The following is a 23,393-nucleotide window of genomic DNA, read 5'->3' on the forward strand; positions in this document are numbered from 1 at the left end:
GGAGCCGGACGGATCGACCCTCAGACCGGAACCGCCTCGATCGCGCCGTCGGTGACGCCCGCGACGGCGAAGCCGGCGTCGGCGAGGAGCCGGCCGTACTCCGCCGCGGTGCGGTCCCGGCCCTCCATCAGGACCAGCATCAGCAGGTCCACGATCCGGTTGCGGGGCGCCCCCCAGGTGCCCGCGCCGGCACCGGCCCGCGGCGGCTGTGCCGGCAGCAGTTCCTCCAGCACCAGCAGCCGCGCCCCGGCCGGCATCGCCGCCCGCACCCGGGTCAGCACCCGGGCGACGTTCCCGTCGTTCCAGTTGTGCAGGACCCGCCGCAGCACGTACCGGTCCCCGCCGGTGGGCACCCGGTCGAAGAAGCTGCCGACGACGACGTCGACCCGGTCCAGGACCCCGGCGGCGGCGAGCCGGGCACGTCCCCGGGCGGCGGCCTCGGGCAGTTCGACGAGGACCCCGCGCAGCTCGGGGCGGGCCCGCAGGAGGTCGGCGAGCAGGCCGCCGTCGCCGCCGCCGAGGTCCACCACCGTACGGGCGTCGTCGAACAGTCGGGCGGGGGGCGGTGGCGGCTCCGGGGCGGTGGACATCGCCCCGTTGAACGTCGCGGCCAGCTCCGGGTGCCCGCCGAGGTACCCGTAGAAGGATTCGCCGAAGCGGTCGGTGAAGGCCGGCCGGCCGGTGCGTACGGTGTCGAGCAGGCCGGCGAACGAGGCGAAGACCTCCTGGCCGTACAGGACCGCCGTGTCGCGGACCGAACCGGGGGCGTCGGTGCGCAGGTATTCCCCCATGCCGGACAGGACGAAGTCGTCGGGACCGGTCTGGCGCAGGACACCGGCGTCGGCGAGCGCGGCGAGCAACCGGCGCAGCGCCACCGGGTCCACCCCGGCGGTGGCCGCCAGTTCGGCGCCGCCGGTGGTGCCCGCGGCGATCCGGTCGGCCAGGCCGAGCAGGGCGAACACCGAGCACGCCTGCGCCGTCCAGGTGGCACAGAGCATGGTCAGCAGCCGCTTGCGGAAGTAGTCGTCGTCACGCGCCACGGATGGCCCTCCACTGAGACTCTAGTGAATGTCCAGAGAAGTGCGGGCCGGGCCCGCAGGCGCCTCGGTATGGTCAATTCGGCCCGGCCATCCTCGCATTAACCAGGGTGCGCTGACAATTGTCGTCAATGGGGAGCCGTGGGGGATCGAATGGGTGCGGTCGCTGCGGTCGGGTGCTCCGCCGGGCCTGCGGGACGTACGTTCGTCGTGGCGTACCGTCGTGCCGGCTGACCTGGTGGTGCGGCTGCGCCGCACGGTGGACGACGGGCGGGCGGCGGCCCGCGCGCTGCTCGTCGAGACGGCCGCGGCGATGGCCGCCGTCCCGCCGGCCACGGTCACGGTCGCGCACACGGCGGCGGGCGCGCCGGTGCTGCGCGGCGTCGCCACCGGCTGGCACACCAGCGTCAGCCACACCCGTGGCCTGGTCGCGGTGGCGGTGTCCCGGCACGGACCGGTCGGCGTCGACGTGGAGGCGCTGCGCCCGGTGCCCGCGCTGGCGCTGAGCCGGCGGTGGTTCACCCCCGAGGACACCGACTGGCTGCGCGGGCGGCCGGTGCAGCGGCTCGGCGTCGACTTCCTGGCGCTGTGGACCGGCAAGGAGGCGGTGGCCAAGCTGCACGGCACCGGGCTGCGCGGCGGCCGGCTGCTGCGCTGGCGGACCGCGCCGCCGGCACCGCCGGCGTGGCGGCCCGCCGTCGACGCCCCGGGCGTCCTGGTGACCCACCGGGAGTTGCCCGCTCACGTGCTGGCGGTCGCCCACGCGTGGCCCGGCCGCCCACGCCCGGCCGCCGGTCGCTGATGCGGACCGCGCTCGTCCTCGGCGGCAGCGTCGCCGGCCTGGTCGCCGCCCGGGTCCTGGCCGACCACGCCGACCGGGTGTGGATCGTGGAGCCCGACGGGCTGGCGGACGCCCCGGTGATCCGCCGGGGCGCGCCGCACGGCAGCCAGGCGCACACCCTGCTCGGCCGGGGCCGGACCGTCATCGAGCGGCTGCTGCCCGGCGTCGTGCGGCAGATGGTGCGCGAGGGCGGCCAACTGGTCACCAGCGGTCCCGGTGGCGCGCAGTGGTTCCTCGACGGCCGGGTCAAGGTCCCGGTACGCGGCGGCAGCGTGGTCAGCGTGTCCCGGCCGTTCCTGGAGTGGCACCTCCGCCGGCGGGTCCTCGCGCTGCCCAACGTGGCCCTGGTCGGGGGGACCGGGGTCGGGCTCACCGCCACCGCCGGCCGGGTCGACGGCGCGCTGGTCCGCCCCCCGGGCCGCACCGACGCCCAGCGGCACGGCGCGGACCTCGTGGTGGACGCCACCGGACGGTCCAGCCGGCTGGCCGACTGGCTCGGCCGGCTCGGCTACCCCGCGCCCGACAAACGCCGGATGGCCCTCGACCTCGGCTACGCCACCTGCCTGTTCCACCGGGAACCCGGCCAGCGGCTGGCCGGGCACGTGGCGGTGTACTCGGTCCACACGCCGAGCCGGGCGCGCACCGGCCCCAGCTCGATGACACCCGTCGAGGGGGACCGCTGGCTGACCCTGGTCAGCGGCTACGGCGACCGGCGGCCGGGCCGCGACCTGGGCGGGTTCCTGGAGCGTTGCCGGTCGGACCCGGCCACCCCGCTGCGGCTGCTGCCCGACGCGTGCGAGCCGGCCAGCGAGGTGTACGTGCACCGCTTCCCGGACAGCGTCCGCCGCGACTTCGACCGGCTGGACCGGTTCCCGGCCGGCCTGGTGGCGATCGGCGACGCGGTCGCCTCGTTCAACCCGACCTACGGCCAGGGCATCTCGGTGGCGGCCGTGCAGGCGCTCGCGCTCGCCGACTGGCTCGCCGAACCCGGCGCTGTGGACCGGCCGGCGTACGGGTACTTCCGGCGGGTCCGGGCGGTGGTGGACGACGCCTGGGAATTCTCCGCCGCACAGGACTGCTACCTGCCGCACGTGACCGTCGCCCGGCCGTTCGGCTGGCGGCTGCGCCGTGGCCTGGCCGAGGCGGTCCAGCACGCGACGGTGACCGACGAGGTGGTGCACCGGGCCTTCCTGGAGGTCGTCAACCTGACGGCCGGCCCCGCCCGGCTGCGTCGTCCGGACATCCTCTGGCGGGTCGGGGCTGCGGCGCTGCGCCGGCGATGAACCTGCCCGCCCGAAGCATGGCGGTCGGGACCCTTCGGGGCGACACATCCCATTTTCGATGAAGGCCATCAATGATGTCGATGTGTGGCCGGCTGCCGCCCGACCCGGGTCGCCGCCGGCCCTTTTTCTCACCCCCGTCAGGTGGCCTGACCTCGGTCCATCCGTAAGTCCTCGAAAATTGCTCGAACAATCGACGACGATCGCTCAGAAACCGGCTAGCCTCTCAGTCGAACGTCGTGCCACCGCGATGCGAAAAGGCCTGAATGTCGCCTGTAACTGACGCCTGTCCAGATGGATAAGTGTGGTTTCCGCTGTCGTCCGGTCCCCGCAGCGGCACGCCGGGACGCAGGCAGCTCGTGCTCTGGGGGGAGACGCCATGGAAATCCGGATCCTGGGACCGCTCGTGCTCGCCCACGCCGGTCAGACCGCCACACCGACCGCCCCGAAACCCCGCAGCGTGCTGGGCCTGCTGCTGCTCAACGCGGACCAGACCGTGCCGGTCTCCGCGCTGATCCAGGACCTGTGGGGCGCGTCCCCACCGGTCAGCGCGCTGACCACGCTCCAGACGTACGTGCTCCAGATCCGCAAGTGCTTCGCCGGCCTGCTCGACGTCCCGGTCGCCGAGGTGGCCAAGCGGGTGCTGGTCACCGTCCCCGGCGGCTACGTGCTCCGGGTCGCCCCCGACGAGTTCGACCTGCGCCTGTTCGAACAGCTCGCCTCGGCCGGTCGACGTGCCCTGGCGGCCGGCGAGAACGTCGACGCGGCGGCGCTGCTGGTGCGCGCCTGCGCGCTGTGGCGCGGCCCGGCGCTCGCGGACGTGCGCGCCGGCACCGTGGCCGAGCCCCGCCTCAAGGCGCTGGAACAGACCCGGCTCACCACCGTCGAACAGTGCATCGAGGCACGCATGCGACTCGGCCACCACCAGGACGTGCTGGCCGAACTCACCCTGCTCATCGCCGAGCACGGGCTCAACGAGAACCTGTGCGCGCAGCTGATGGTCGCGTTGCACCGCAGCGGCCAGCGGCGCGAGGCCCTGGCGGTCTTCCACCGGCTGCGCACCTCCATGGTGGAGGAACTGGGGCTGGAGCCGTCGAAGCGGCTGCACCTGCTCCAACAGGCGGTCCTCGCCGACGATCCGGCGCTGGAGGTGGCGCCCCGGGACGACGGGCTGACCCAGTTGCTCGACCACCTCGCCCTCCAGCGGCCCCGGACCCGGTAGCCGCGCCCCCCGTCCCGGCGGCGTCGTATCCCCGGGGCAGACTGCCCCGGTGGACCTGACTGCTGCCTTCGCCGCTCTGCTCGGGCGGTCCGATCTCCCCGCCGGTCGGCACGACGCCTACTTCGGCGGGGACACCCTCGACGAGTTCCTGCTCCCGGCGGGCTGGCTCACCCCCGCCGCCCTCGCGTCGTCGGCTCCGGTCGCGTTGCCCGACGTCGATGCCTGCTACCTCGACGCCGACCATGCCGCCCTCGGCTGGGAGTTCGACCTGGCGAACTCCCTGTTCGCGGTCGAGTGGGCCGACGACGTGCTGCCGGCGGCCTTCCTCGCCGACGTGCGGGCGGTCGACGCCGACCTGCTCGTGCGCGGCGTCGACCTGGGTGTGCTGATCGACCGGCACGGCCTCGACCTGACGGCGGAGTCGGCGCACCGGTGGAACTACCGGCTCTCGGCGCTGCTGCGCCTGGCCACCGACGGCACCGTCCACGACGCCATGCGGATGGCGACGTTCACCCACCGGCTGCCGGCGCTGCTCCCGATCGGGCCGGGCGACCACCGGCGGGTCGAGCAGGAGTGGGCGGCGGCGCTGGCCCAGGTCGAGCCGCCTCCGCTGCGGGACCACCTGAGCCTGCACTGCCTGGAGCCGTTCTCGGCGCGGGCCGCGGGCGCCTGTTACCTGGGCGCGACCGAGTGGCCGACCGGCACCTCGGCCCTCGCCGGCCGACGCAAGCTGTTGGCGGGCTGGGAGTTCGGGGAGTCGCAGTCGGGGGTGGCGGTGGTCGGCTGACGCCGGACCGGCCGCTCATCGACGGTGCGGTCGACGACGGCGTCGGTGGCGGTGGACGGGATGAGCGCCGCCAGCGCGTGCCGTCCCGACGCCGCCACGTCGTCGCGTCGCTGCTCGCGGAGCACCGCCAGGACGCGGGCGTGCAGCCGGGTCCGGCGCAGCAGCGGGAGGCCGTGGTAGAGCACGTCGCGCATCAGGGTGTGGGCGAACCGCACCCGTCCCGGTGCGGGCTCGACGAGCAGGCCGGCCGCCACGCCGGCCTCCAGGCCGGCGAGGACCGGTTCCTCCGGTCCGCCGTCGACCGCGAGCAGGAAATCGACGTCGACCTCCACGCCACAGACCGCGGCGTGCCGCAGCACCGTCCGCGCGTCCGGGGGCAACCGTGCCAGCCGGCGGGCCAGCAGGTGCCCGAGGCCGGCGGGCACCCCGTCCAGGGCCGCCGCCGGCCCCTCCGCCGCGACCAGCCCGGCCAGCTCGATGGCGAACAGCGGATTGCCCGCCGAGCGTTCCCGGACCGTCCGCAGCACCGCGGAGTCGTGCACGCCGTGCCGGCGCAGCAACGCGGTGACGGCCTCCGCGTCGAGACCACCGAGCGTGATCTCGACCGCCGGCACGCCGGCCAGCGCCGCCCGCGCCGCCACCACGTCGTCGGTCACCTCGTCCGGCCGGTAGGTCACCACCACCAGCACCGGGGAGCCGGTGAGCGCGGCGGCGAGATGCCGCAGCACCCGCAGGGTCGCCCCGTCGGCGTGGTGCACGTCCTCGACCACCAGCAGCAGCGGACCGTGCCCGCTCAGCCGGGACAGGTGGGCGGTCCACGCCCGACGGAGGTGGAACTCGTCGTACCCGCCCCGGGCGTCCTGCGGCCCGTCGGGGTCCGGCAGCGGGCGCAGGCCCCGGTGCTCCGTCTCCCCGGACGGCAGGAACCGCCTGGTGGCGGCGACCACCTCACGCCACGCCCACGCCGGCGGAGCACCCTCCACCGGCGGGCAGACGCCGACCGCCGTCCGCCAGCCGGCGTCCGCGAGGGCCCCGGCGATCTGCCGCACCAACGTCGACTTCCCCGCCCCGGCCTCCCCGCCGAGCCAGCAGATGCCGAGCCCCGACCGGGCGGCCCGGTCGGCTGCCGCCCGTAGTCGGGCCAGTTCCGCCGTACGCCCCCACACCTGGTGCGGGTCCGGCCCGGTCGCCGCCGGTGGCGGGCCGGGAACGGCGGCCCCCGGCAGCGGACCCGGGGTGGCGTGCACCGGCGGCCCGGGGACGGCCGGCTCCAGCCGGGGGCTCTGCCGCAGCAGGTCCGTCTCCAGGGTCCGCAGGGCCCGGCTGGGGTCGATGCCCAACTGCTCGGCCAGCGTCGCGCGGACGGAGCGCAGCACGTCCAACGCGTCGGCCTGCCGACCGAGGCGGTACAGGGCGACCGCGAGCAGCATCGCGGCCCGTTCCCGCAGCGGGTGCTCGCGGACGTGCGGGTCGAGGTCGCGCACCACCTCGTGCGGCCGGTCGAGTTCGAGCAGGAGCCCGACGCGTTGCTCGACGGCGGTCGCCCGGAGCTCGGTCAGCCGCTCGCCCTCCCGGTCCGCCCACGGCTCCCCACCGAACTCGGCGTACGGGTCGCCCGCCCCCCAGCAGGCGAGCGCCCCGTCGAGGACGGCGAGCGCCGCGACCGGACCGGATGTGGCGTCCGGCGTCGCGGACCGCAGCGCCGCCTCGAACCGCCAGGCGTCCACGTGTGCGGTCGGCAGCCGCAGGGCGTACCCGGGGGCGACGGTGACCAGGACCCGGGCGGGGGTCCGCGCGCGACGGTGCGGTTCCAGGACCCGGCGCAGGTTCGACACGTACACCTGGAGGGCGGCCCGGGCCCGGGGCGGCGGGTCGCCCGCCCAGAGGTCGTCGACGAGCCGGTCCACCGACACGACGTGGCCACCGCCGGCGACCAGCCGGGCCAGCACCGCGCGTTGCCGGGGCGCGCCGAGGTCGACCGGCGTGCCGTCGCGGACCGCCCGCACCGGGCCCAGCACGCCGATCGCCGTCACGTCCGGACCCCGCTCAGCGGGTGGAGATGCCTCCACTGAGCGCGGCGGAGGTCAGACCGGCCTCGTTCGACACCACCACCACGTGCACGAACGCCTGCGGCATGTGGGTGAAGTGCCAGGTGCGTCGCCCGGTGTCCGGGGTGCCGTAGATGACCGCCCGCGCGACGCCGACCTCGGTGGTGGGGATCGGCGCACCCCAGGTGGGCTGCGGGATCGGCAGCGACGGCCCACCCGGCGGGGTGGTCGGCAGCCCCGGGTCGGTCGGGGTGTCGTCCGGCGTGGTCTGCAGCCAGCTCAGGTCGATCCGGTAGTTGTCCTCCCGCACCGAGTTGTCGGTGAAGGTGACGTCCAGCGTCCGCCTGCCCTCCTGGTAGCCGGTGGACAGCGTCAGCCCGCTCGGCGCCGCCGGGGTGATCCGGTACTGCGGGCAGGACAGCGGGGCGACCTCCGGCACCGGCTGGGTGCCGTCGGGCACGTTGTTCGCGGTGACGCAGAACGTGTGCACTCCGGCCAGCGCCGAACTCGGCACGGTGAACGAGAAGCCGACGAAACCGTTCCGCTCGACGTGCCACAGGTTCGCCGGGCGGGTCACCGCCGGCGACCCGGCGGTCTGCGCCGTCACCTGCACCGGGCCGCCGTTGGGGTCGCTGGCCCAGCCGCTGACCCGGACCGCCCCGCCGACGTACTCCCACGACTCCAACCAGCCCGTCGGGTACTTGTCGCTGCCCACCGGCGGGGGAGTCGGCTCGGTCGGGCTGTCGTCGCAGGCCGACGGCGGGTCGGGCACGTCGCAGTTCGGGCGGGCGAGCGCGGTGCCGGCCGCGGCCACGGTCAGCCCGGCGCTGAGGGTGAGCGTCAGGCCGATGGCGAGGAATCTCTTCATGCCCCCAGCACAACGACCACCACTTGGTCCGCACCTGGCGTGGCCGGCGGCGGCCGCGTTCAGCCGCCGCCAAGCGACGCCGGGTCCCATCGGTCGGGGCAACGACCTGCCCGGGGTGCGGTCGCACCAGGACGGAGGGAACGGCATGGGCACCATGGTGGTCACCGGATCGGTGGACGGCATCGGTCGGCGTACCGCGGCGCGACTCGTCGCCGCCGGGCACCGCGTCGTGCTGCACGCCCGCGACGAACAACGGGCGGCGGTGGCCAAGGCGGCGGTGCCCGACGCGGCCGGGGTGGTGGTCGGTGACCTGGCCTCGCTCGCGCAGACCACGGCGCTCGCCCGGTCGCTCGCCGCGTTCGGCCGCTACGACGCGATCGTCCACAATGCCGGGATCGCCCGCCTCGACGCCGTCGAGCGGGAGCTGACCGGCGACGGGCTGGAGTCGACGTTCCAGGTCAACGTGCTCGCGCCGTACCTGCTGACGGCGTTGCTGCCGCCGCCCGGCCGGCTGGTGTTCGTGTCGTCGGCGATGGCCGCCGACGGGGTCGCCGACCTGACCGACCTGCGGTACGACACCCGCCCCTTCCACGGCGTCGAGGCGTACGCCACCTCGAAGCTGCTGGACCTGGCGCTCGCCGTGGCCGTCGCCCGCCGCTGGCCCGCCACGCTGAGCAACGCGCTCGACCCCGGCTGGGTACGCACCCGGATGGGCGGTGCCGCCGCCCCGACCAGCCCCGACGACGCCGCCCGCGCCCAGGTGCGCCTCGCCGTGGGCACCGACCCCGACGTCCTGGTCAGCGGGCGGTACGTCAGCGCCCGCGACTGGCGGCCGTCGCCGTCGCGGCTCGCCCCGCTCGGGGAGGAGTTGCTGGCCTACTGCGCGCAGCTCACCGGCGTCACCCTGCCCGACGCCCGACCGAGCTGACCCCACGACGGCGGCGTCGCACCGGGCGGGTGCCCGCCCGACCCCGGCCCGCCCGGCAGCCGGACCGCCGGCCGGCCCGTGCCCGGGGTCGCGGTCGCCCCCGGTCACGCCGACCGGTCCGGGACCGGGGTGGCCGGGGCCTCCGCCGGGCTGGGCGCGCCCAACCCGTGGTCGCGGGCCAGGGCGATCGCCTCGGCGCGGCTGCCCAGGTGCAGCTTGACCAGGATGACCGAGACGTTGTTACGGACGGTCTTGGCGCTCAACCCGAGCCGGTGCGCGATCAGCGGATTCGACAGCCCCCGGGCGAGCAGTTCGAGGATCTCCCGTTCCCGGTCGGTGAGCTGCGGGAACGGGACGTCGGCGCGGGCGCCCAGCAGCGCGCCGGCCCGGTCGGCGAGCGGGCCACCGAGGATCAGGTCGCCGCCGGCCACCCCCCGGATGCCCCGCTCCACGTCGGCGGCGGAGGCGCCCTTGAGCAGGTAGCCGCGGGCTCCGGCGCGCAGCGCGGCGACCAGGGACGCGTCGTCGTTGAGCATGCTCACCACCAGCACCCGCACCGACGGATGGTCGCGGCGCAGCAGCCGGGTCACCTCGATCCCCGACCCCTGGCCGAGGTGCAGGTCCATCAGCACCACGTCCGGGCGTACCCGGGCCACGAGCGCCACGGCGGTCGACGCGTCGGCGGCCTCGCCCACGCACTCGATGCCACCCAGGGTGTCGAGCAACGCGCCCATGCCCAGCCGGAAGACCGGGTGGTCGTCCACCACGGCGACGCGGATCGGGGTGTCGGTCACGGCTGCTCCAGGGGGACGGTCAGGCAGACGGTGGTGCCCCGGGAGCCGGCCGGCCCCACGGTGAGGGTCGCGCCCACCGCCTCGGCCCGCTCCCGCATCGCGTGCAGGCCGACGCCGTGGCCGGTGGGCCCGGCCGGAAGGCCCCGACCCTGATCGGTGACGGTGACCCGCAGCCGGTCGGGCCGCTGGTCCAGCGACACGGTGCACCGGTCCACCCCGGCGTGCCGCTGCACGTTGCGGATCGCCTCGGCGGTGACCCCGTAGGCGGCGGTCGCGACCGGCTCCGGCAGCGGCGTCAGGGTGGCCGGGCCGTGCAGCACGATCCGCAGCCCGGTCCGGGCGTACTGGTCCCGCAGCAGGTGCAGGGCGGGGCTCAGGCCACCGTCGGCGAGCACCGGGGGCAGCAGGCCGTGCGCCATGTCCCGGACCTCCGCCGCCCGTGCCGTCAGCTCCCCGGTCAACCGGTCCAGCAGGTCCTCGGCCCGTTCCGGGTCGCGGCGCAGCAGGTTGCGGGTGGCGGCCAGCCCCAACCCGATGCCGCTGAGCGCGGGGCCGAGGCCGTCGTGCAGGTCGCGGCGCAGGGAGCGGCGCTCCTCGTCGCGTACCTCGGCCAGCCGTTGCCGCGAGCGGGCCAGGTCCCGGTTGGTGCCGGCCAGGTCCACCACCGCGGCGACCACCGGAGCGAGGACGGCGAGTGACTCGCGGGCCCGCCCGTCGAGCAGCTCACCGGGCAGGGGCCAGGCGTGCAACTGGCCGACGAGCCGGTCACCGCTGGTCAACGGCACGGTCAACGGGCAGCCGTACGGGTGCGGCGGTGGCTGTGGCCCACCCTCGGTGATGCGCACCTCGGCGAGCCGGAGCGCGGCGGCGATCGTCGCGCTGATCTCGGTGGTGCTGCCGACGCTGTGCACCACCCGGTGCAGCAACGGTCCCGGGGCCTCGCCGTGCACGAGCCGGTCCACCCGCCGCTGCACCGCCTCGCGCATCGGCTGGAAGGCCGCCGCGAGCACCCCGGTCACGACGAGCTGCGGAAGCGGCAGCCGCTGCGGCAGCAGCCGGTCGAGCAGCGCCACCGTCGCGCAGTAGGCGGCGATCACCACCGCGGTCATCAGGTACCACACGAGGGTGCGGCGCACGGCCAGCCGCAGCCCCCACAGCTGCTGGCGCAGCACCACCACCGCCACCGCGGCGGGGAAGAACGCCTGCGAGGCGAGCATCAGCAGCGCCGGCAGGGCCGCGGGGACGACCGGGGGCAGCAGGGTGGCGAGGAAGGCGAGGGTGAGCAGCCCGCTGCCGGCGGTCGCCCAGCCGAGGCCGTGGCGCTGCGCGGCGGGGCCGCGTCGCCACCGCCACCCCAACCCGGCGCAGGCCAGCAGACCGAGCCCGACCAGCGGGTACGGCAGGACGGGCAGCAGCGCGGCCCGCACGCCCCGCAGCCCGTCCGGCAGCGGCAGCACCCCCAGCGGCGGCGGCGCGGTGACGGCGGCGGCCATCGTCACCACCACGTAGCCGACCCCGGCGGCGACCGCGCACCGGCCGAACCGGTCCGGCGGCCGGACCGGCAGCAGCCAGGGCATCACCACGACCAGCGCGTACAGGCCGGGCACCCAGGCCCAGCGGTGCAGCGCGGTCAGCACCGGTGGCCCGCCCACGGCGAGTTGCCACTGGCCGGCGCAGGCGGCGACCGCGCTGCCCAGCGCCGCCGCGCAGGCGATCACGGCGGGCATCCGGCTGCCGGTGCGCTGCCGGCTCAGGATCAGCCACGCCAGCGTGCCGTAGACGATGCCGTCGAGCAGGTCGACCAGCGAGTAGAGCTGGGCGGCGGACCACGGCGGCGTCGCCACCGCCCAGGCGACGACCGCGCCGAGGCTGAGCAGGACGGTGCCGGTGAGCACCGCCCACCCGGTCGACCGCGCGGTCACAGATACGTTCGGCATGGCCGGTCCACTGTCCCAGCATGACCACCACCACCGCCACGGACGGGGCCACCGGCCGCCGTCGGCATCGGGGACCGCGCCAGCACACCCACGGGCTTCCTCCGGATCACCGCGCGCCGCCGGATCGGCGGACGCGCAGCGCAGCCTGGTCCGCGTCCTGTCCCGCCGGCCAGGGGTGGATGTCCCGCGCCGCCGGGACCGGCACCTCGTCCGTCAGGTGGCAGGGGATGCGCGCGGGTCCTAGGGTGACGACTCGACCGTCCACCGAGGGGGAACCCGTGCCGTCGCACCGACCAGCCCGTTGGCGTACCGCCGCCGTCGCCCTGACCCTGGTCGTCGGGCTTCCCGCCTGCGCGGCGACCCACCCGCAGCGCCCACCGACGCCTGTCGAGCAGACCCCGGAGCGGCTGCGGGAGGGCAGCAGGTCACCCACCCCGCAGGGCCCACAGCCGGCCTGGTCGATGTCGCTGCGGCGGATCGACCAAGAGGTGGGGGAGACCGGGCAGCTCATCGTCGTCCCCGACGGACGGGAGCTGCGGGCGGTGGACCGTCGTACGGGGCAGGAGCGGTGGCGGCACCCGTTCGACGGCAGCTTCCGGTACGTCATCGCCGGCGGGTCCATCGTGGTCAGCGACAACGACGACGGCGGTGTGGAGGTGCTCGACGCCGTGACCGGCACCACCCGGTGGCAGGCGGCCCGGAGCCAGGACGTGGTCGTCCACGGGCAGGCCGTCTACGCCCGGGACTGCGTCGGCGTCGGCGTGGCGGCGACCTGCGTGATCATCGGCAGGGAGCTGGACAGCGGCCGTCAACTGTGGAAACTGCCCTCCGACCGGTTCGCCCGGGTCAGCGACGTCACCCTCGGCGCGCGCCCGCCGTACGCGCCGGCCGCCGGCCGGTACGTCGTGGTGCGGCTGAGCACCTCCGCCCGGGCGGCCACCTACACCCCGGTCGTCCCCACCACCGGCCGGACCGGCGCCGGGCGGCTGCCGAACCGGGCCTGGTTCGGCTTCGCCGCCGACGACCTGCTGGTCAGCACCGACCACGACCCGCCCAAGGGGGACCAGCGCTGCACGGTCAGCATCGCCAGCGTCGACGCGGACACCGGTGCCAAGGGCTGGTCCGGCGCGGTCTACAGCGGGCGTCGGGAGAACGGCGAGTGCGCCAAGCGGCTGGCGAACGACCTCAGCGGGATGGAGCTGATCGGGGTCGGGACCCGGCTCGTCGCGGTCACCGCCGACGAACGGCCGCAACTGGTCGACCTGCGTACCGGCAGGACGGTCTGGCGGGGCGTCGCCGCCGGTGTCCCGATCGACGGCGACGACCGGTCGGTCCTGGTCCGCGACACCGCCGACACCGGCGCGCTGGCGTTGCTCGACCTGGCCACCGGTGTCGCCCGCTGGACCGCGCCGGACCCGGTGCTGCCCGGCACGTCGGCGAGTTGGCGGTCGGCGGTGACGGCCGGGCTGGTGGCGGTCAGCGGAGCCGAGGACGAGCGCCCGATGGTGCTCGTGTACGAGGTGGACACGGGCCGTCAGCTCGGCCGCTTTCCGGGGTGGCTCGCCGGGGCCGGCACGGACTGGGTGGCGGTCAGCCATGCCGGCACCGGGGGCCTCGCGGTCGACCTGCACACCTTCTGACCGCCGACACCGACGGGTGGGCCGTCCGGGCGATCTCTGCCGGGCAGCCCACCCGTCACCGTGCGGGGCCGGCACCGGCCGGTTGCGCACCGCTGGTCGGCGGTGCGCAACCGGCCGGGCACCCGCACCCGACACATGTCAGTCGTCGTCGTCCCGGTCGTCGGAGTCGTCGTCCCGGTCGTCGTCGTCGGAGTCGTCGTGACCGGACCGGTCGTCGGCGTCCGCCTTCTCATGCTCGGACTTGACGATGTTGCCGTTCTCCCGGTCGACCTCGATCTCGTGCTCGGTGTCGCCGTTGATGATCTCCACGCTCCAGACCGGGCGGCCCTCCTCCCGCTCCCGCTCGATCTCGGTGATCCGACCACCACCCACCTTGGCCAGCGCGATCTCACCGGCCCGCTGCTGGCTCACCGCGTCGTCGGTGGTCGGGGCGGTGCTGCCACCCGGCGTCGCCGCCGTCGGCGTGCCACCCGGCGTCCCAGCCGTCGGCGTGCCGCCGGGTGTCGCGGCCGTCGGCGTGACGGTGGGGTCCACCGGGGCCGGGGCGGTGGTGGCGGTGGGGCCGGGGGCCCGTTCCGCGGCGGAAACGCCGATCGCCGTGCCGGTGACGGCGAGGACGGCGGCACCGCCGGCAGCGGCCAGGAGCAGGGATGTGCGCTTCATGATGCGTACCTCCGGAGTTTCTCGGTTGGTGCGCTCAGCGTGCTCCGGCGGTGGATAGCGGCGCGCTGCGCCGACCCTAAGCTCCGGTTAAGGCCGACCGGGGCGGCCCGAGCCGTAGCGTCACCACCGCGCCGCCCCGCGCGCCCGACCCCAGGTCGAGCCGCCCGCCACTGGCCTGCGCGGCCCGCCGGGCGATGTCCAGGCCGAGCCCGGTCGAGCCGGCCTGGCTGGCCCCCCGCTCCACCAGCGCGGCAGGTATCCCCGGTCCCTCGTCGCGGACGGTCAACGCGACGCCGGCCGCCTCCCGGGTCAACCGGACGGTGAAGCCGGTGCCCTCCGGGGTGTGCGCGAAGACGTTGCCCAGCAGCGCGTCCACGGCCGCGGCCAACTCGTCGGCGGGCACCCCGACCGGCAGCGGCCCGGCCGCGAGGTCGAGATCGACGGTGCGGCCGGTGTCCTCGGCCAGCACCGACCAGAAGGCGACCCGTTCCCCGACGATCGCGGCGGCGTCGGCGGTGAGCGCGCCGGGATCACCCTCGGCCGGGTCGCTGCGCCAGCGCGCCTGCCGGATCAGCCCGGTCACCGCCCGCTCCAACCCGTCCACGGCCGCCGCCACCCGGGCCGCGTCGTCCGGGTCGCGCAGCGACTCCGCCTCCAGCCGTAACGCCGTCAACGGCGTCCGTAGCCGGTGCGACAGGTCCGCCACCTGCTCGCGTTCCTCCCGCAACAGCACCTGGATCCGGGCGGCCAGGTGGTTGAGCGCACCGGCGACCTCCCGCAGCTCCGGCGGGCCGGCCGGCTCGGCGCGGGCGGTCAGCTCGGCGTTGGCCAGCCGGTGCGAGACCGAGGACAGTTCGGTGATCGGCCGGACCAGGGTGCGGGCCAGCCGGTCGGCCACGGCGAGGCCGAGCAGCACGAGCACGATGCCGAGCGCGGCCAGCACCAGCCAGGCGCGGGCCACCCCGGCGGTGACGTCGGCGCGGGGCACCACGGTACGGATCACACCGGTGCCGTCGGCCCGGCCCTGCACCGCGATCACGATCTCCCGACCGCCGTCCAGCTCCGCGGTGAGGCTCTGGCCCCGGGCGGCGAGCGCCACCGCGGGGGTACGCGGCTCCTGCGCGCCGAGCACCGTGCCGTCGGGCAGGTAGACGCTGACCGGCCGCCCCGACTCGGCGGTGAGCTGTTCCACGGTCAACCGGATCGTCGCGGTGTCGGCGGTGCCGACGACCGGCACCAGCCCCTGCACGTCGGCGGTGGCCCGGACGGTGGCCCGGTCCTCGGCGACCGTGCGCACCAGCAGGGCCAGCGGCACCAGGAAGGCCACCAGGGTCAGGCAACTGGTCGCCGCGACCAGCAGCGCCAGCCGCCGTCTCATCCGTCGTCCCCGATCAGGAGCAGGGTTGCCACCGCTAGGCAGGCTAGCCGGTGCCACCGGCCCCCGGGCCGGCTCTTAACCTCCGCTTATCCTGCCGCCGGGCCCGGCTTAGCGGCCGGTCGGGCATAGTCGGGGCATGGGTCGCCGTACGCTCCTCGCCACCGCCGGCTGGCTGGCCGCCGCCGTGCTCGCCACCCTGATCGGGGTGGCCGCGATCCGGCTGGTCGGGGAGAGCATCACCGGCACCCCCGGCGGGGTGCGCAGCCAGGCCGAGGTGGAGCGGGCCCTGGCGGCCCCGGAGCCGACCCCGGCGGTGCCCTCGGGCCCGGCGGCGTCCGCGCCGTCGTCCCCGACCGGCGGCCCCGCCGCGACGCCCGGCCAGCGCCGCAGCTTCTCCACCCCCGGCGGTACGGCGGTCGCCGAGTGCGTGGGGTCCGAGGTGCGGTTGGTCTCCTGGGCCCCGGCGCAGGGCTACCGGGTGAAGGACGTGGACCGGGGCCCGGACGACGACGCCGAGGTGACCTTCACCGGCCCGGCGGGGGAGTTCGAGGTGAACGTGGGCTGCATCGGCGGCGAACCGGTCGCCCGCCCGGGCGACAGCGACTGAGCGTCGGGCCGGCCCGCCGGCTCAGCCGTCGTCCGTGCCGGTGTCCACGGTCGGGAAGGTGACCTGCACCCGTAGCCCGTCGCGGCCGGTGGAGGAGGCGGTGATGATGCCCTCGTGGGCCCGGGTGATCGAGCGGGCGATCGCCAGCCCGAGGCCCGCGCCGCCGCTGTGGTCGATGCGCTTGCCGAACCGGCGTCGGAACGGCTCGAACAGGGCGGCGACCTCGTCCGGGGGGACGTCGTCACCGGTGTTCTCGACGACCAGCGCCGGGTCGGTGCCCACCAGCACCGTGAGGGTGCCGTCGGGCCGGTTGTACTTCAGGCCGTTCTGCACCAGGTTGACGACCAGCCGTTCCAGCAGCACCTGTTCCCCGACGACCAGCCGGGGGCTCAGCCGGCTGACGATCGTGACGCCGGCCTGCTCGGCCCGGCCGCGGTGGGCGTCGAGCACCGTCGCGACGATCCGGTCGAGCCGCAGCGGGACGCGGGTCAGCAGGCCCCGGTCGCTCTCGCTGAGCACCAGCAGCCCCTCGATCAGGCGCTCGTTGCGTTCGTTGGTCTCCAGCAGTTGCGCGGCGAGCAGTGCGAGCTGGTCGTCGGTGAGGCTGCGGGTCAGGCCGACCTCGATCAGGGTGCGCTGGACGGCCAGCGGGGTGCGCAGCTCGTGGGACGCGTCGGCGGCGAACCGGCGCTGCGCCTCGTAGCCCACCGCGATCCGGTCCATCATCTCGTCGATGGTGCGGCCGAGGACGGCCAGCTCGTCGCGGCCGGGGCCGGGCCTGAGCCGGTGGCCCAGGTTCTGCGGCCCGACGTCGGCGATCACCGGGACGAGGTCCCGCAGCGGGCGCAGGCACCAGCGGACGGCCGGGTAGGCGGCGGCCAGCAGGGCCAGCAGCACCAGCGTCACGGCGATCGCCAGGGGGATGCTCGGCCGCCGGAACACCTGGACACAGACGAACGGGGCGTCGCCCTCCGGGGCCTGCAACGCGGGGGTGGCGCACCAGGACGGGCCGAACTCCCGCCACAGCGCGAGCAGCAGGTCGGCGGCCGTCGTCACGAACGGGGCGACGAGCAGGAGCGCCCCGACGACCAGGAGCATCCGCCGGGCCGGTGAGGGCAGGTTCATGCTCCGAGCCGGTAGCCGACCCGGGGCACGGTGTGGATCACCGGCGGATCACCGAGTTTGCGGCGCAGGGTCATCACGGTGGTCCGTACGGTGTTGGTGAACGGGTCGGTGTTCTCGTCCCACGCCTGTTCCAGCAGGTCCTCGGCGCTGACCATCCGGCCGCCGGCGCGCATCAGCACGTGCAGGACGGCGTACTCCTTGGGGGACAGCGACAGCGGCATCCCGTCGCGGGTGGCGGTGTGCCGGGTGACGTCCAGCACGATGCCGTCCTGTTCCAGCACCGGGGGCAGCGCCGGGGTCGAGCGCCGGGACAGCGCCTGCAACCGGGCGACGAGTTCGGCGAAGGCGAACGGCTTGGTCAGGTAGTCGTCCGCGCCCAGGCCGAGGCCCTCGACGCGTTGCCGGATGCCGGCGGCGGCGGTCAGCAGCAGCACCCGGGTCCCGGTGGCGGAGCCGGCGATCCACCGGCACACCTCGTCGCCGGTCTGACCGGGCATGTCCCGGTCGAGCACGGCCACGTCGTAGCGGTTGACGGCGAGCCGTTCCAGGGCGCTGTCGCCGTCGTAGACCACGTCGACGGCCATGGACAGCCGCCGCAGCCCCTCGGCGACCATGTCGGCCAGCACCCGCTCGTCGTCGGCCATCAGCACCCGCACGCCGTCCCCTTCCCGTCGCCTCCCCCGTGCCCGGGACCGCCCGCAAGGCTGGCACCCGGCGCATAAAGAACCGATAAGGGCGCCGCTGACGCCGCCCGGACGGCCGGGGGCGCAGCATCGCAGCGTTCCTGCTCCCGTACGTACAGGCTGGTGAACCCGTGCTCCGACTCGCCACACAGTGTGTCATGGTCGCCGTGGCGGCCACGGCGGTTGCCGTCGCTCCCGTCGCGCCCCGCCCGGCGTCGGCGATCGCCCACGGCGAGGACGTGGCCGACGGCGCGTACCGGTTCACCGCCCGGCTGACCATGACCCGCCTGCCGGTGGACGGCGGCGGCACCCGGGACAGCTGGTGTTCCGGCGCGCTGGTCGCCCCGCGGTGGGTGATCACCGCCGGCCACTGCTTCCGTACCCCGGACGGCCGGCGGGTCGGCCGGACGGTGGCCGAGCGGACCACCGTCACGGTCGGGCGGACGGACCTCGGCGGCCGGGACGGCTACGAGGCCGACGTCGTCGCGGTCCGGCAGGCGGACGGCGCGGACGTGGCCCTGGTCGAACTCGACACCGCGATCACCGGTGTGCCGCCGCTGGAGATCGCCGGCGGGCCGCCGGTGGCGGGCGAGGTGCTGCGGTTGACCGGGTACGGACTGACGGCCGCCGACGCCGCCGCGCCGACGGACCGGCTCCAGACCGGCGAGTTCACCGTCGACCGGGTCGGTGCGGACCTCGTCGAGACCTCCGGCCGGCGGCCCCGGGCGGACACCAGCCCGTGTCCGCACGACTCCGGTGGCCCCTACTTCCGGGAGCGGGCCGACGGGACGGCCGTCCTGGTGGCAGTGGTCAGCACCGGGCCGGGATGTCCGCACCCGGGCCCCGACTTCAGTGCCCGCACCGACGTGCTCGGGGAGTGGATCGCCGACACGGTCGACCCGTCGCCGAGGCCGGTCCGGTGGCTGGCGGCCGGCGTCGGCGCGGGGGTGGTGCTGCTGTCGGCGGCCCTCGTGGTGGTGCGTCGCCGCCGAGCGGGCGGCCACCGGCGATCGTCGATCCCGCAGGTCGGGGGCGGGATGCGGAGGTGAATTCGCGTCTTGCGCGACCCTCGTCGCAGGTGTACAACTATCGCAGCTAGGTACACATCTAGCTTTCGGTGGGTATGCAACAGTGGGGGCCGGGTGTGGACCGCTTAAGGATCGGTGTCGTCGGAGTCGGGGTCCAGGGACAGCTGCACGCCCGCGCGCTGCGCGACGTACGGCAGGCCGAGCTGGTCGCCGTCGCCGACATCTCGTCGCGCAACCGGGAATGGGCCGAGACCCACCTCGGCGTCCGGGCCGTCCCGGACGTCGGCGACCTCCTCGACGAGGTCGACGCGGTGAGCGTCTGCACGCCTGACCACCTGCACGAGGACGCGACCCTCGCCGCGCTCGCGGCGGGCAAGCGGGTGCTGCTGGAGAAGCCGATGGCGCTGTCGCGGGCCAGTTGCGACCGGATCATCGCCGGCCGGCCCGACCCCGACGCGCTGATGATCGGCCACGTGCTGCGGTTCGACCCCCGGGTGCTGCGCCTGCGCGAGGTGGTGCGCTCCGGCGAACTCGGGGACATCTGGCACGTCAAGGTGTGGCGGTGCACCTCGCAGGCGGTGGGCGAGGGGATCTGGGACCGGACCTCGGTCGCCTGGTTCCTCGGCATCCACGACGCCGACCTGCTCCGGTTCGTGACCGGCCGCGAGGTCGAGGTCACCGGCGCGGTCGGCCGCAAGGTGCTCTCGCCCAGCCACGACGTCGTACACGCCACGGTGCGCTTCGCCGACGGGGCCATCGGCACGATGGAGAACAACTGGACGCTGCCGCACTCCCGCCCGTCGCGCGCCGACGCCGGTCTGCGGATCGTCGGCGAGCACGGCATCCTCGAGATGAACCTCTCGCACAACGACCTGCTGTACGCCCGCCGCGACGGGGTGGCCAGCTTCATGGACACCTACTTCTGGCCCGGCCGTGACGGCGGCGGCGCGTACAACCTGCGCACCGAGCTGGAGGCGTTCGTCGACGCCGCGCTGACCGGCGGACCGACACCGGTCAGCGGCGAGGAGGGCCGCGCGGCCGTCGCCGTCGTCGAGGACGTCGAGGCGGCGCTGGCCGGCGACCCGCCGCCCGGCAACTGAGGGGCCCGGGATGCTGCGGTACGCGCTGCGTCGCCTCGCGATCTCGGTACTTGTCCTGTTCGGCGCGGCGACGGTGGTCTTCTTCGCGATGCGGGCGGTCTCCGGCGACCCGGCGACCGCGGTGCTCGGCCCGGACGCCGACCAGTCGGCCGTCGAGGCGCTGCGCCGGGAGTACGGGCTCGACGCCTCGCTGCCCGTGCAGTACGTCCAGTTCCTCCGGCGGGCCGTCACCCTCGACTTCGGCGAGTCGTTCCGGCTGCACGACGCCGCGACGAACCTGGTGCTCACCCACCTGTCGGCGACCGCCGCCCTGGCGCTGACCGCCTTCGCCATCGCCCTGGTCCTCGGGTTCGCCCTGGGCACCCTGGCGGCCACCCGACCCAACGGCGTGGTGGACCGGGTGGTCTCGGTGCTGTCGATGCTCACCCAGTCCCTGCCGACGTTCTGGGTCGGCATCATGCTGATCCTGGTCTTCTCCCGGTTCCTGCACCTGCTGCCCAGCTCCGGCGCCGCGTCCCCGGCCGCGATGGTCATGCCGGCGGTGACGCTGGCCCTGCCGCTGCTCAGCGTGGTGCTCCGGCTGGTCCGCTCCGGGCTGCTCGACGTGCTGCACGAGGACTACGTGGTCACCGCCCGGGCCAAGGGCCTGTCCGAGACCCGGGTCGTCGGCTGGCACGCCATGCGCAACATGCTGATCCCCGTCGTCACCGTGGCCGGCCTGGAGTTCGGCAGCCTGCTCGGCGGCGCGGTGATCGTCGAGACCGTCTTCGCCTGGCCGGGGGTGGGCCGGCTGATGACCGACGCCATCGCCGCCCGCGACTACTCGGTCGTGCAGGCCTGCGTGATCACCGTCGCGGTGATCTTCATCGTCATCAACCTGCTCGTCGACCTGCTGTACGTCCGGCTGGACCCCCGGGTCCGCGAGAGCGTCTGAGAGGTGACCACCGTGTCCGACGGCGTACCCGGCCCGGCCGTGCTCGGCGCCCCGCTCGTGCCCACCGACGACGGTCCGCCCGACGCGACGGCGACCCCACCGGCCACCGCGCCCCGCCGCCGACGTCGCCGGCTGCGCCTGTGGCTCCCGCTCGGGGTGATCGCCGCCTACCTGGTCGCCGGGGTGATCGGGCCGCTGATCGCCCGGTACGACCCGATCGCGACCTCCGTCACCGACCGGCTGCTCCCGCCGGGCAGCCGGATGTCCGACGGCGGCCTGGCCCTGCTCGGCACCGACCAGGTCGGCCGGGACCTGCTACCCCAGATCATGCAGGGGGCCCGGATCTCGTTGCTGGTCGGCGCGGCGACCCTGCTGCTGGCCGGCACGGTGGGCGCCGCGATCGGCATCCTCTGCGGCTACCTCGGCGGGGTGGTGGACGCGACAGTCATGCGGCTGGCCGACATCCAGCTCGCCTTCCCGTCCATCCTGCTCGCCGTCTTCGTCGCCGGCGTGCTCGGTTCCAGCGTCACCAACGTGGTACTCACCCTGTCCATCACCACCTGGCCGATCTTCGCGCGGGTGGCCCGCGCGCAGACCATGGCGACCCGGTCCCGGGACTTCGCCAACGCGGCCCGCACCCTCGGCGCCGGGCCGTGGCACGTCGTGCGGCACTGCGTGCTCCCCGCGGTGGCCAGCCCGTTGCTGGTCATCGCCACCGTCCAGCTCGGATTCGTCATCGTCGCCGAGGCGTCGCTGAGCTTCCTGTCCCTGGGCATCCCGGCCGGCACGCCGAGCTGGGGCACCACCATCGCCAACGGCCGCGACTACCTGGCCAGCGCCTGGTGGATCGCCACCCTGCCAGGCCTGGTCCTGGCCGTCTTCGTGGTCTGCGTCGGCGTGCTCGGCGACGAACTACGGGACCGCTCCGATCCGAACCTCTCCACCCGGTAACCCCGTCAGCGAAATGGGAAGACATGAGATCTCCGACCATCCGACTCGGTGCGTTGGCCCTCGCCGGCGTACTCGGACTGACCGCGTGCTCCTTCGGCTCCGACGACCCCGCCGGTGACGGCGGCGGCGTCACCACCCTGCGGGTAGCCAACCCGACCCCGGTGGTCTCGTTGAACCCGTTCGCCGCGAACTCGGCCGACCAACCCACCCTCACCGTCGTCCAGGAGGTCTTCGAGACCCTGGTGGTCCGCCAGGACGGGAAGATTGCCCCGAAGCTCGCCGAGAGCTGGACCAACCCCGACCCGCTGACCTGGCAGTTCGTGCTGCGCAGCGGCGTCACCTTCGCCGACGGGACGCCGATGACCAGCGCCGACGTCAAGGCGTCGCTCCGGGCGCTGATCGACGGCAAGGGGCCGCTGGCCGGGCTGTGGGCCACCGTCGACGACATCCGCACCCCCGACGAGCGCACCCTGACCATCCACACCACGAGCCAGCTCGGTACCGTGCTGAGCAACCTCACCCTGCTCTGGATCGCCCCCGCCGCCAAGCTCGGCGACAACGCGTTCTTCGACGCCCCGTACGGCACCGGCCCGTTCAAGGTCTCGTCGTTCACCGCCGGGCAGAGCGTGAACCTGGTCCGCAACGACAAGTACCGGGGCGACCCGCCGAAGTTGACCAGCATCTCCTACCGCTACATCCCCGAGGTGTCCGGCCGGGTGACGGCGCTGGCGAACAACGAGATCGACGTGACCTGGGGCCTGCCGCCGGACCAGCTGACCGGGCTGCGGGACAACAAGGACCTGACCGTGCGGTCGTTCCCGACGTACGCCAACTACTACATCTGGTTCAACAGCTCCCGCAAGCCGTTCACCGACGCGCGGGTCCGGCAGGCCATGTGGCACGCGGTCGACTTCGCCAAGATCAGCAAGTCGCTGTTCGACCAGGCCGGGACCCCGGCCACCGGACCGCTGCCGGAGGCCGTGTTCGGCGCCGCCGGGCAGAACCCGTACCGCTACGACCCGGCACGGGCCCGGCAGTTGCTCACCGAGGCCGGCTACCCGGACGGGTTCAGCACCACGATGATGTGGAGCAGCGGCTGCTGCACCAACGGCAACTCCTTCGCCGACGCGATGATCAGCGACTGGGCCAAGGTCGGCATCGTGGTCAAGCCGCAGGAACTGGAACGGGCCACCTGGCTGGACAAGCTGCTCAAGCTCGACTGGGACAGCACGATGACCACCGGCAGCACGGTCACCGGCGACGCCGACTTCACCCTGGCCCGGCTCTACCTGTCGACCGCCAAGCGCAACGGCTACGCCAACCCGGAACTCGACCGCATCCTGCTCGCCGCCCGCGCCGAACTCGACCAGGACAAGCGGGCCACCCTGTACGCCCAGGCCGGCAAGATCGTCTGGGACCAGGCGGTGGGCATCTTCCCACTCGACCTCAACGGCAACGTCGTGCTGCGCGGCAACGTCGAGGGGTTCACCCCGACCCCGAACGACCTGCCCGACTTCGCCGGCGTATCGCTGCGCTGACCCG

General features: G+C 74.8%; 21 protein-coding genes. 12 read left to right on the top strand and 9 right to left on the bottom strand.

Annotation, left to right across the window (positions count from 1 at the left end):
* Positions 1-20 precede the first annotated feature (20 nt).
* Positions 21-1,040 (bottom strand): methyltransferase, encoded by a 1,020-nt coding sequence (locus B5D80_RS05085; RefSeq protein WP_088642586.1) that lies wholly within the window; start codon positions 1,038-1,040, stop codon positions 21-23.
* Between the two features lie 220 nt (positions 1,041-1,260).
* Between B5D80_RS05085 and B5D80_RS05090 the strand changes: the two genes are divergently transcribed.
* From B5D80_RS05090 to B5D80_RS32800, 4 genes are all read left to right on the top strand, one after another.
* Positions 1,261-1,839 (top strand): 4'-phosphopantetheinyl transferase family protein, encoded by a 579-nt coding sequence (locus B5D80_RS05090; RefSeq protein WP_158224134.1) that lies wholly within the window; start codon positions 1,261-1,263, stop codon positions 1,837-1,839.
* On the top strand, positions 1,839-3,161 hold the full coding sequence (locus tag B5D80_RS05095; protein ID WP_088642688.1) for an FAD-dependent oxidoreductase: 1,323 nt from the start codon (positions 1,839-1,841) through the stop codon (positions 3,159-3,161). The genes B5D80_RS05090 and B5D80_RS05095 overlap by 1 nt, the downstream gene beginning before the upstream one ends.
* 376 nt (positions 3,162-3,537) lie before the next feature.
* Positions 3,538-4,380: an AfsR/SARP family transcriptional regulator gene (locus B5D80_RS05100; RefSeq protein WP_088642588.1), complete on the top strand. Its 843-nt coding sequence runs from the start codon at positions 3,538-3,540 to the stop codon at positions 4,378-4,380.
* A gap of 49 nt (positions 4,381-4,429) precedes the next feature.
* Entirely contained in the window at positions 4,430-5,167 is a 738-nt protein-coding gene (locus B5D80_RS32800; RefSeq protein WP_144081586.1) for a hypothetical protein, read from the top strand.
* Here B5D80_RS32800 and B5D80_RS05105 read toward each other — a convergent pair.
* Together B5D80_RS05105 and B5D80_RS33300 are read right to left on the bottom strand one after the other, a co-directional pair.
* A complete protein-coding gene (locus B5D80_RS05105; RefSeq protein ID WP_158224135.1) occupies positions 5,053-7,200 on the bottom strand; it encodes an ATP-binding protein in 2,148 nt (715 codons plus the stop codon). The genes B5D80_RS32800 and B5D80_RS05105 overlap by 115 nt on opposite strands.
* Before the next feature lie 13 nt (positions 7,201-7,213).
* Positions 7,214-8,083, bottom strand: coding sequence for a hypothetical protein (locus B5D80_RS33300; protein ID WP_088642590.1), 870 nt, complete (start codon positions 8,081-8,083; stop codon positions 7,214-7,216).
* 145 nt (positions 8,084-8,228) lie between these two features.
* On the opposite strand from B5D80_RS33300, the gene B5D80_RS05115 reads away from it, so the two are divergent.
* Positions 8,229-9,011: an SDR family NAD(P)-dependent oxidoreductase gene (locus tag B5D80_RS05115; RefSeq protein WP_088642591.1), complete on the top strand. Its 783-nt coding sequence runs from the start codon at positions 8,229-8,231 to the stop codon at positions 9,009-9,011.
* A gap of 104 nt (positions 9,012-9,115) precedes the next feature.
* Here the strand turns inward: B5D80_RS05115 and B5D80_RS05120 are convergent, their stop codons facing one another.
* Both B5D80_RS05120 and B5D80_RS05125 read right to left on the bottom strand, forming a co-directional pair.
* Entirely contained in the window at positions 9,116-9,805 is a 690-nt protein-coding gene (locus B5D80_RS05120; protein WP_088642592.1) for a response regulator, read from the bottom strand.
* Complete coding sequence (locus B5D80_RS05125; protein WP_088642593.1) at positions 9,802-11,742, bottom strand: sensor histidine kinase; 1,941 nt, start codon at positions 11,740-11,742, stop codon at positions 9,802-9,804. Before B5D80_RS05125 ends, B5D80_RS05120 begins: the two co-directional genes overlap by 4 nt.
* A gap of 245 nt (positions 11,743-11,987) precedes the next feature.
* On the opposite strand from B5D80_RS05125, the gene B5D80_RS05130 reads away from it, so the two are divergent.
* Positions 11,988-13,382 (top strand): outer membrane protein assembly factor BamB family protein, encoded by a 1,395-nt coding sequence (locus B5D80_RS05130; protein WP_158224136.1) that lies wholly within the window; start codon positions 11,988-11,990, stop codon positions 13,380-13,382.
* Between the two features lie 138 nt (positions 13,383-13,520).
* Here B5D80_RS05130 and B5D80_RS05135 read toward each other — a convergent pair whose 3' ends face one another.
* Together B5D80_RS05135 and B5D80_RS05140 are read right to left on the bottom strand one after the other, a co-directional pair.
* Entirely contained in the window at positions 13,521-14,045 is a 525-nt protein-coding gene (locus B5D80_RS05135; RefSeq protein WP_088642595.1) for a PepSY domain-containing protein, read from the bottom strand.
* Between the two features lie 76 nt (positions 14,046-14,121).
* Positions 14,122-15,423: a sensor histidine kinase gene (locus B5D80_RS05140; RefSeq protein ID WP_088642596.1), complete on the bottom strand. Its 1,302-nt coding sequence runs from the start codon at positions 15,421-15,423 to the stop codon at positions 14,122-14,124.
* A 136-nt stretch (positions 15,424-15,559) separates the two neighbouring features.
* Here B5D80_RS05140 and B5D80_RS05145 point away from each other — a divergent pair, with 136 nt between their 5' ends.
* Complete coding sequence (locus B5D80_RS05145; RefSeq protein WP_088642597.1) at positions 15,560-16,030, top strand: NADH-quinone oxidoreductase subunit E; 471 nt, start codon at positions 15,560-15,562, stop codon at positions 16,028-16,030.
* Positions 16,031-16,051: 21 nt separating this feature from the next.
* Here B5D80_RS05145 and B5D80_RS05150 read toward each other — a convergent pair whose 3' ends face one another.
* Together B5D80_RS05150 and B5D80_RS05155 are read right to left on the bottom strand one after the other, a co-directional pair.
* Complete coding sequence (locus tag B5D80_RS05150) at positions 16,052-17,155, bottom strand: sensor histidine kinase (RefSeq protein WP_088642598.1); 1,104 nt, start codon at positions 17,153-17,155, stop codon at positions 16,052-16,054.
* The gene (locus B5D80_RS05155) at positions 17,152-17,811 is read right to left on the bottom strand and encodes a response regulator transcription factor (RefSeq protein ID WP_088642599.1); all 660 of its coding nucleotides are present in this window, start codon (positions 17,809-17,811) and stop codon (positions 17,152-17,154) included. The genes B5D80_RS05150 and B5D80_RS05155 overlap by 4 nt, the downstream gene beginning before the upstream one ends.
* Before the next feature lie 185 nt (positions 17,812-17,996).
* On the opposite strand from B5D80_RS05155, the gene B5D80_RS05160 reads away from it, so the two are divergent.
* The 5 genes from B5D80_RS05160 (at position 17,997) to B5D80_RS05180 (ending at position 23,389) form a co-directional block, all read left to right on the top strand.
* Positions 17,997-18,887 (top strand): S1 family peptidase, encoded by an 891-nt coding sequence (locus B5D80_RS05160; protein WP_088642600.1) that lies wholly within the window; start codon positions 17,997-17,999, stop codon positions 18,885-18,887.
* A gap of 74 nt (positions 18,888-18,961) precedes the next feature.
* Positions 18,962-19,966 carry a Gfo/Idh/MocA family protein gene (locus B5D80_RS05165; RefSeq protein WP_088642601.1) on the top strand — a complete coding sequence of 335 codons (1,005 nt, stop codon included), beginning with the start codon at positions 18,962-18,964 and terminating at the stop codon, positions 19,964-19,966.
* Positions 19,967-19,976: 10 nt separating this feature from the next.
* Positions 19,977-20,900: an ABC transporter permease gene (locus B5D80_RS05170; RefSeq protein ID WP_088642602.1), complete on the top strand. Its 924-nt coding sequence runs from the start codon at positions 19,977-19,979 to the stop codon at positions 20,898-20,900.
* Between the two features lie 3 nt (positions 20,901-20,903).
* Positions 20,904-21,851 (top strand): ABC transporter permease, encoded by a 948-nt coding sequence (locus tag B5D80_RS05175; protein WP_211291405.1) that lies wholly within the window; start codon positions 20,904-20,906, stop codon positions 21,849-21,851.
* 23 nt (positions 21,852-21,874) lie between these two features.
* Positions 21,875-23,389, top strand: coding sequence for an ABC transporter substrate-binding protein (locus B5D80_RS05180; RefSeq protein WP_088642603.1), 1,515 nt, complete (start codon positions 21,875-21,877; stop codon positions 23,387-23,389).
* Positions 23,390-23,393: the final 4 nt, after the last annotated feature.

Origin of the sequence: Micromonospora wenchangensis, assembly GCF_002210435.1 — a bacterium.
Classification (GTDB): Bacteria; Actinomycetota; Actinomycetes; order Mycobacteriales; family Micromonosporaceae; genus Micromonospora; species Micromonospora wenchangensis.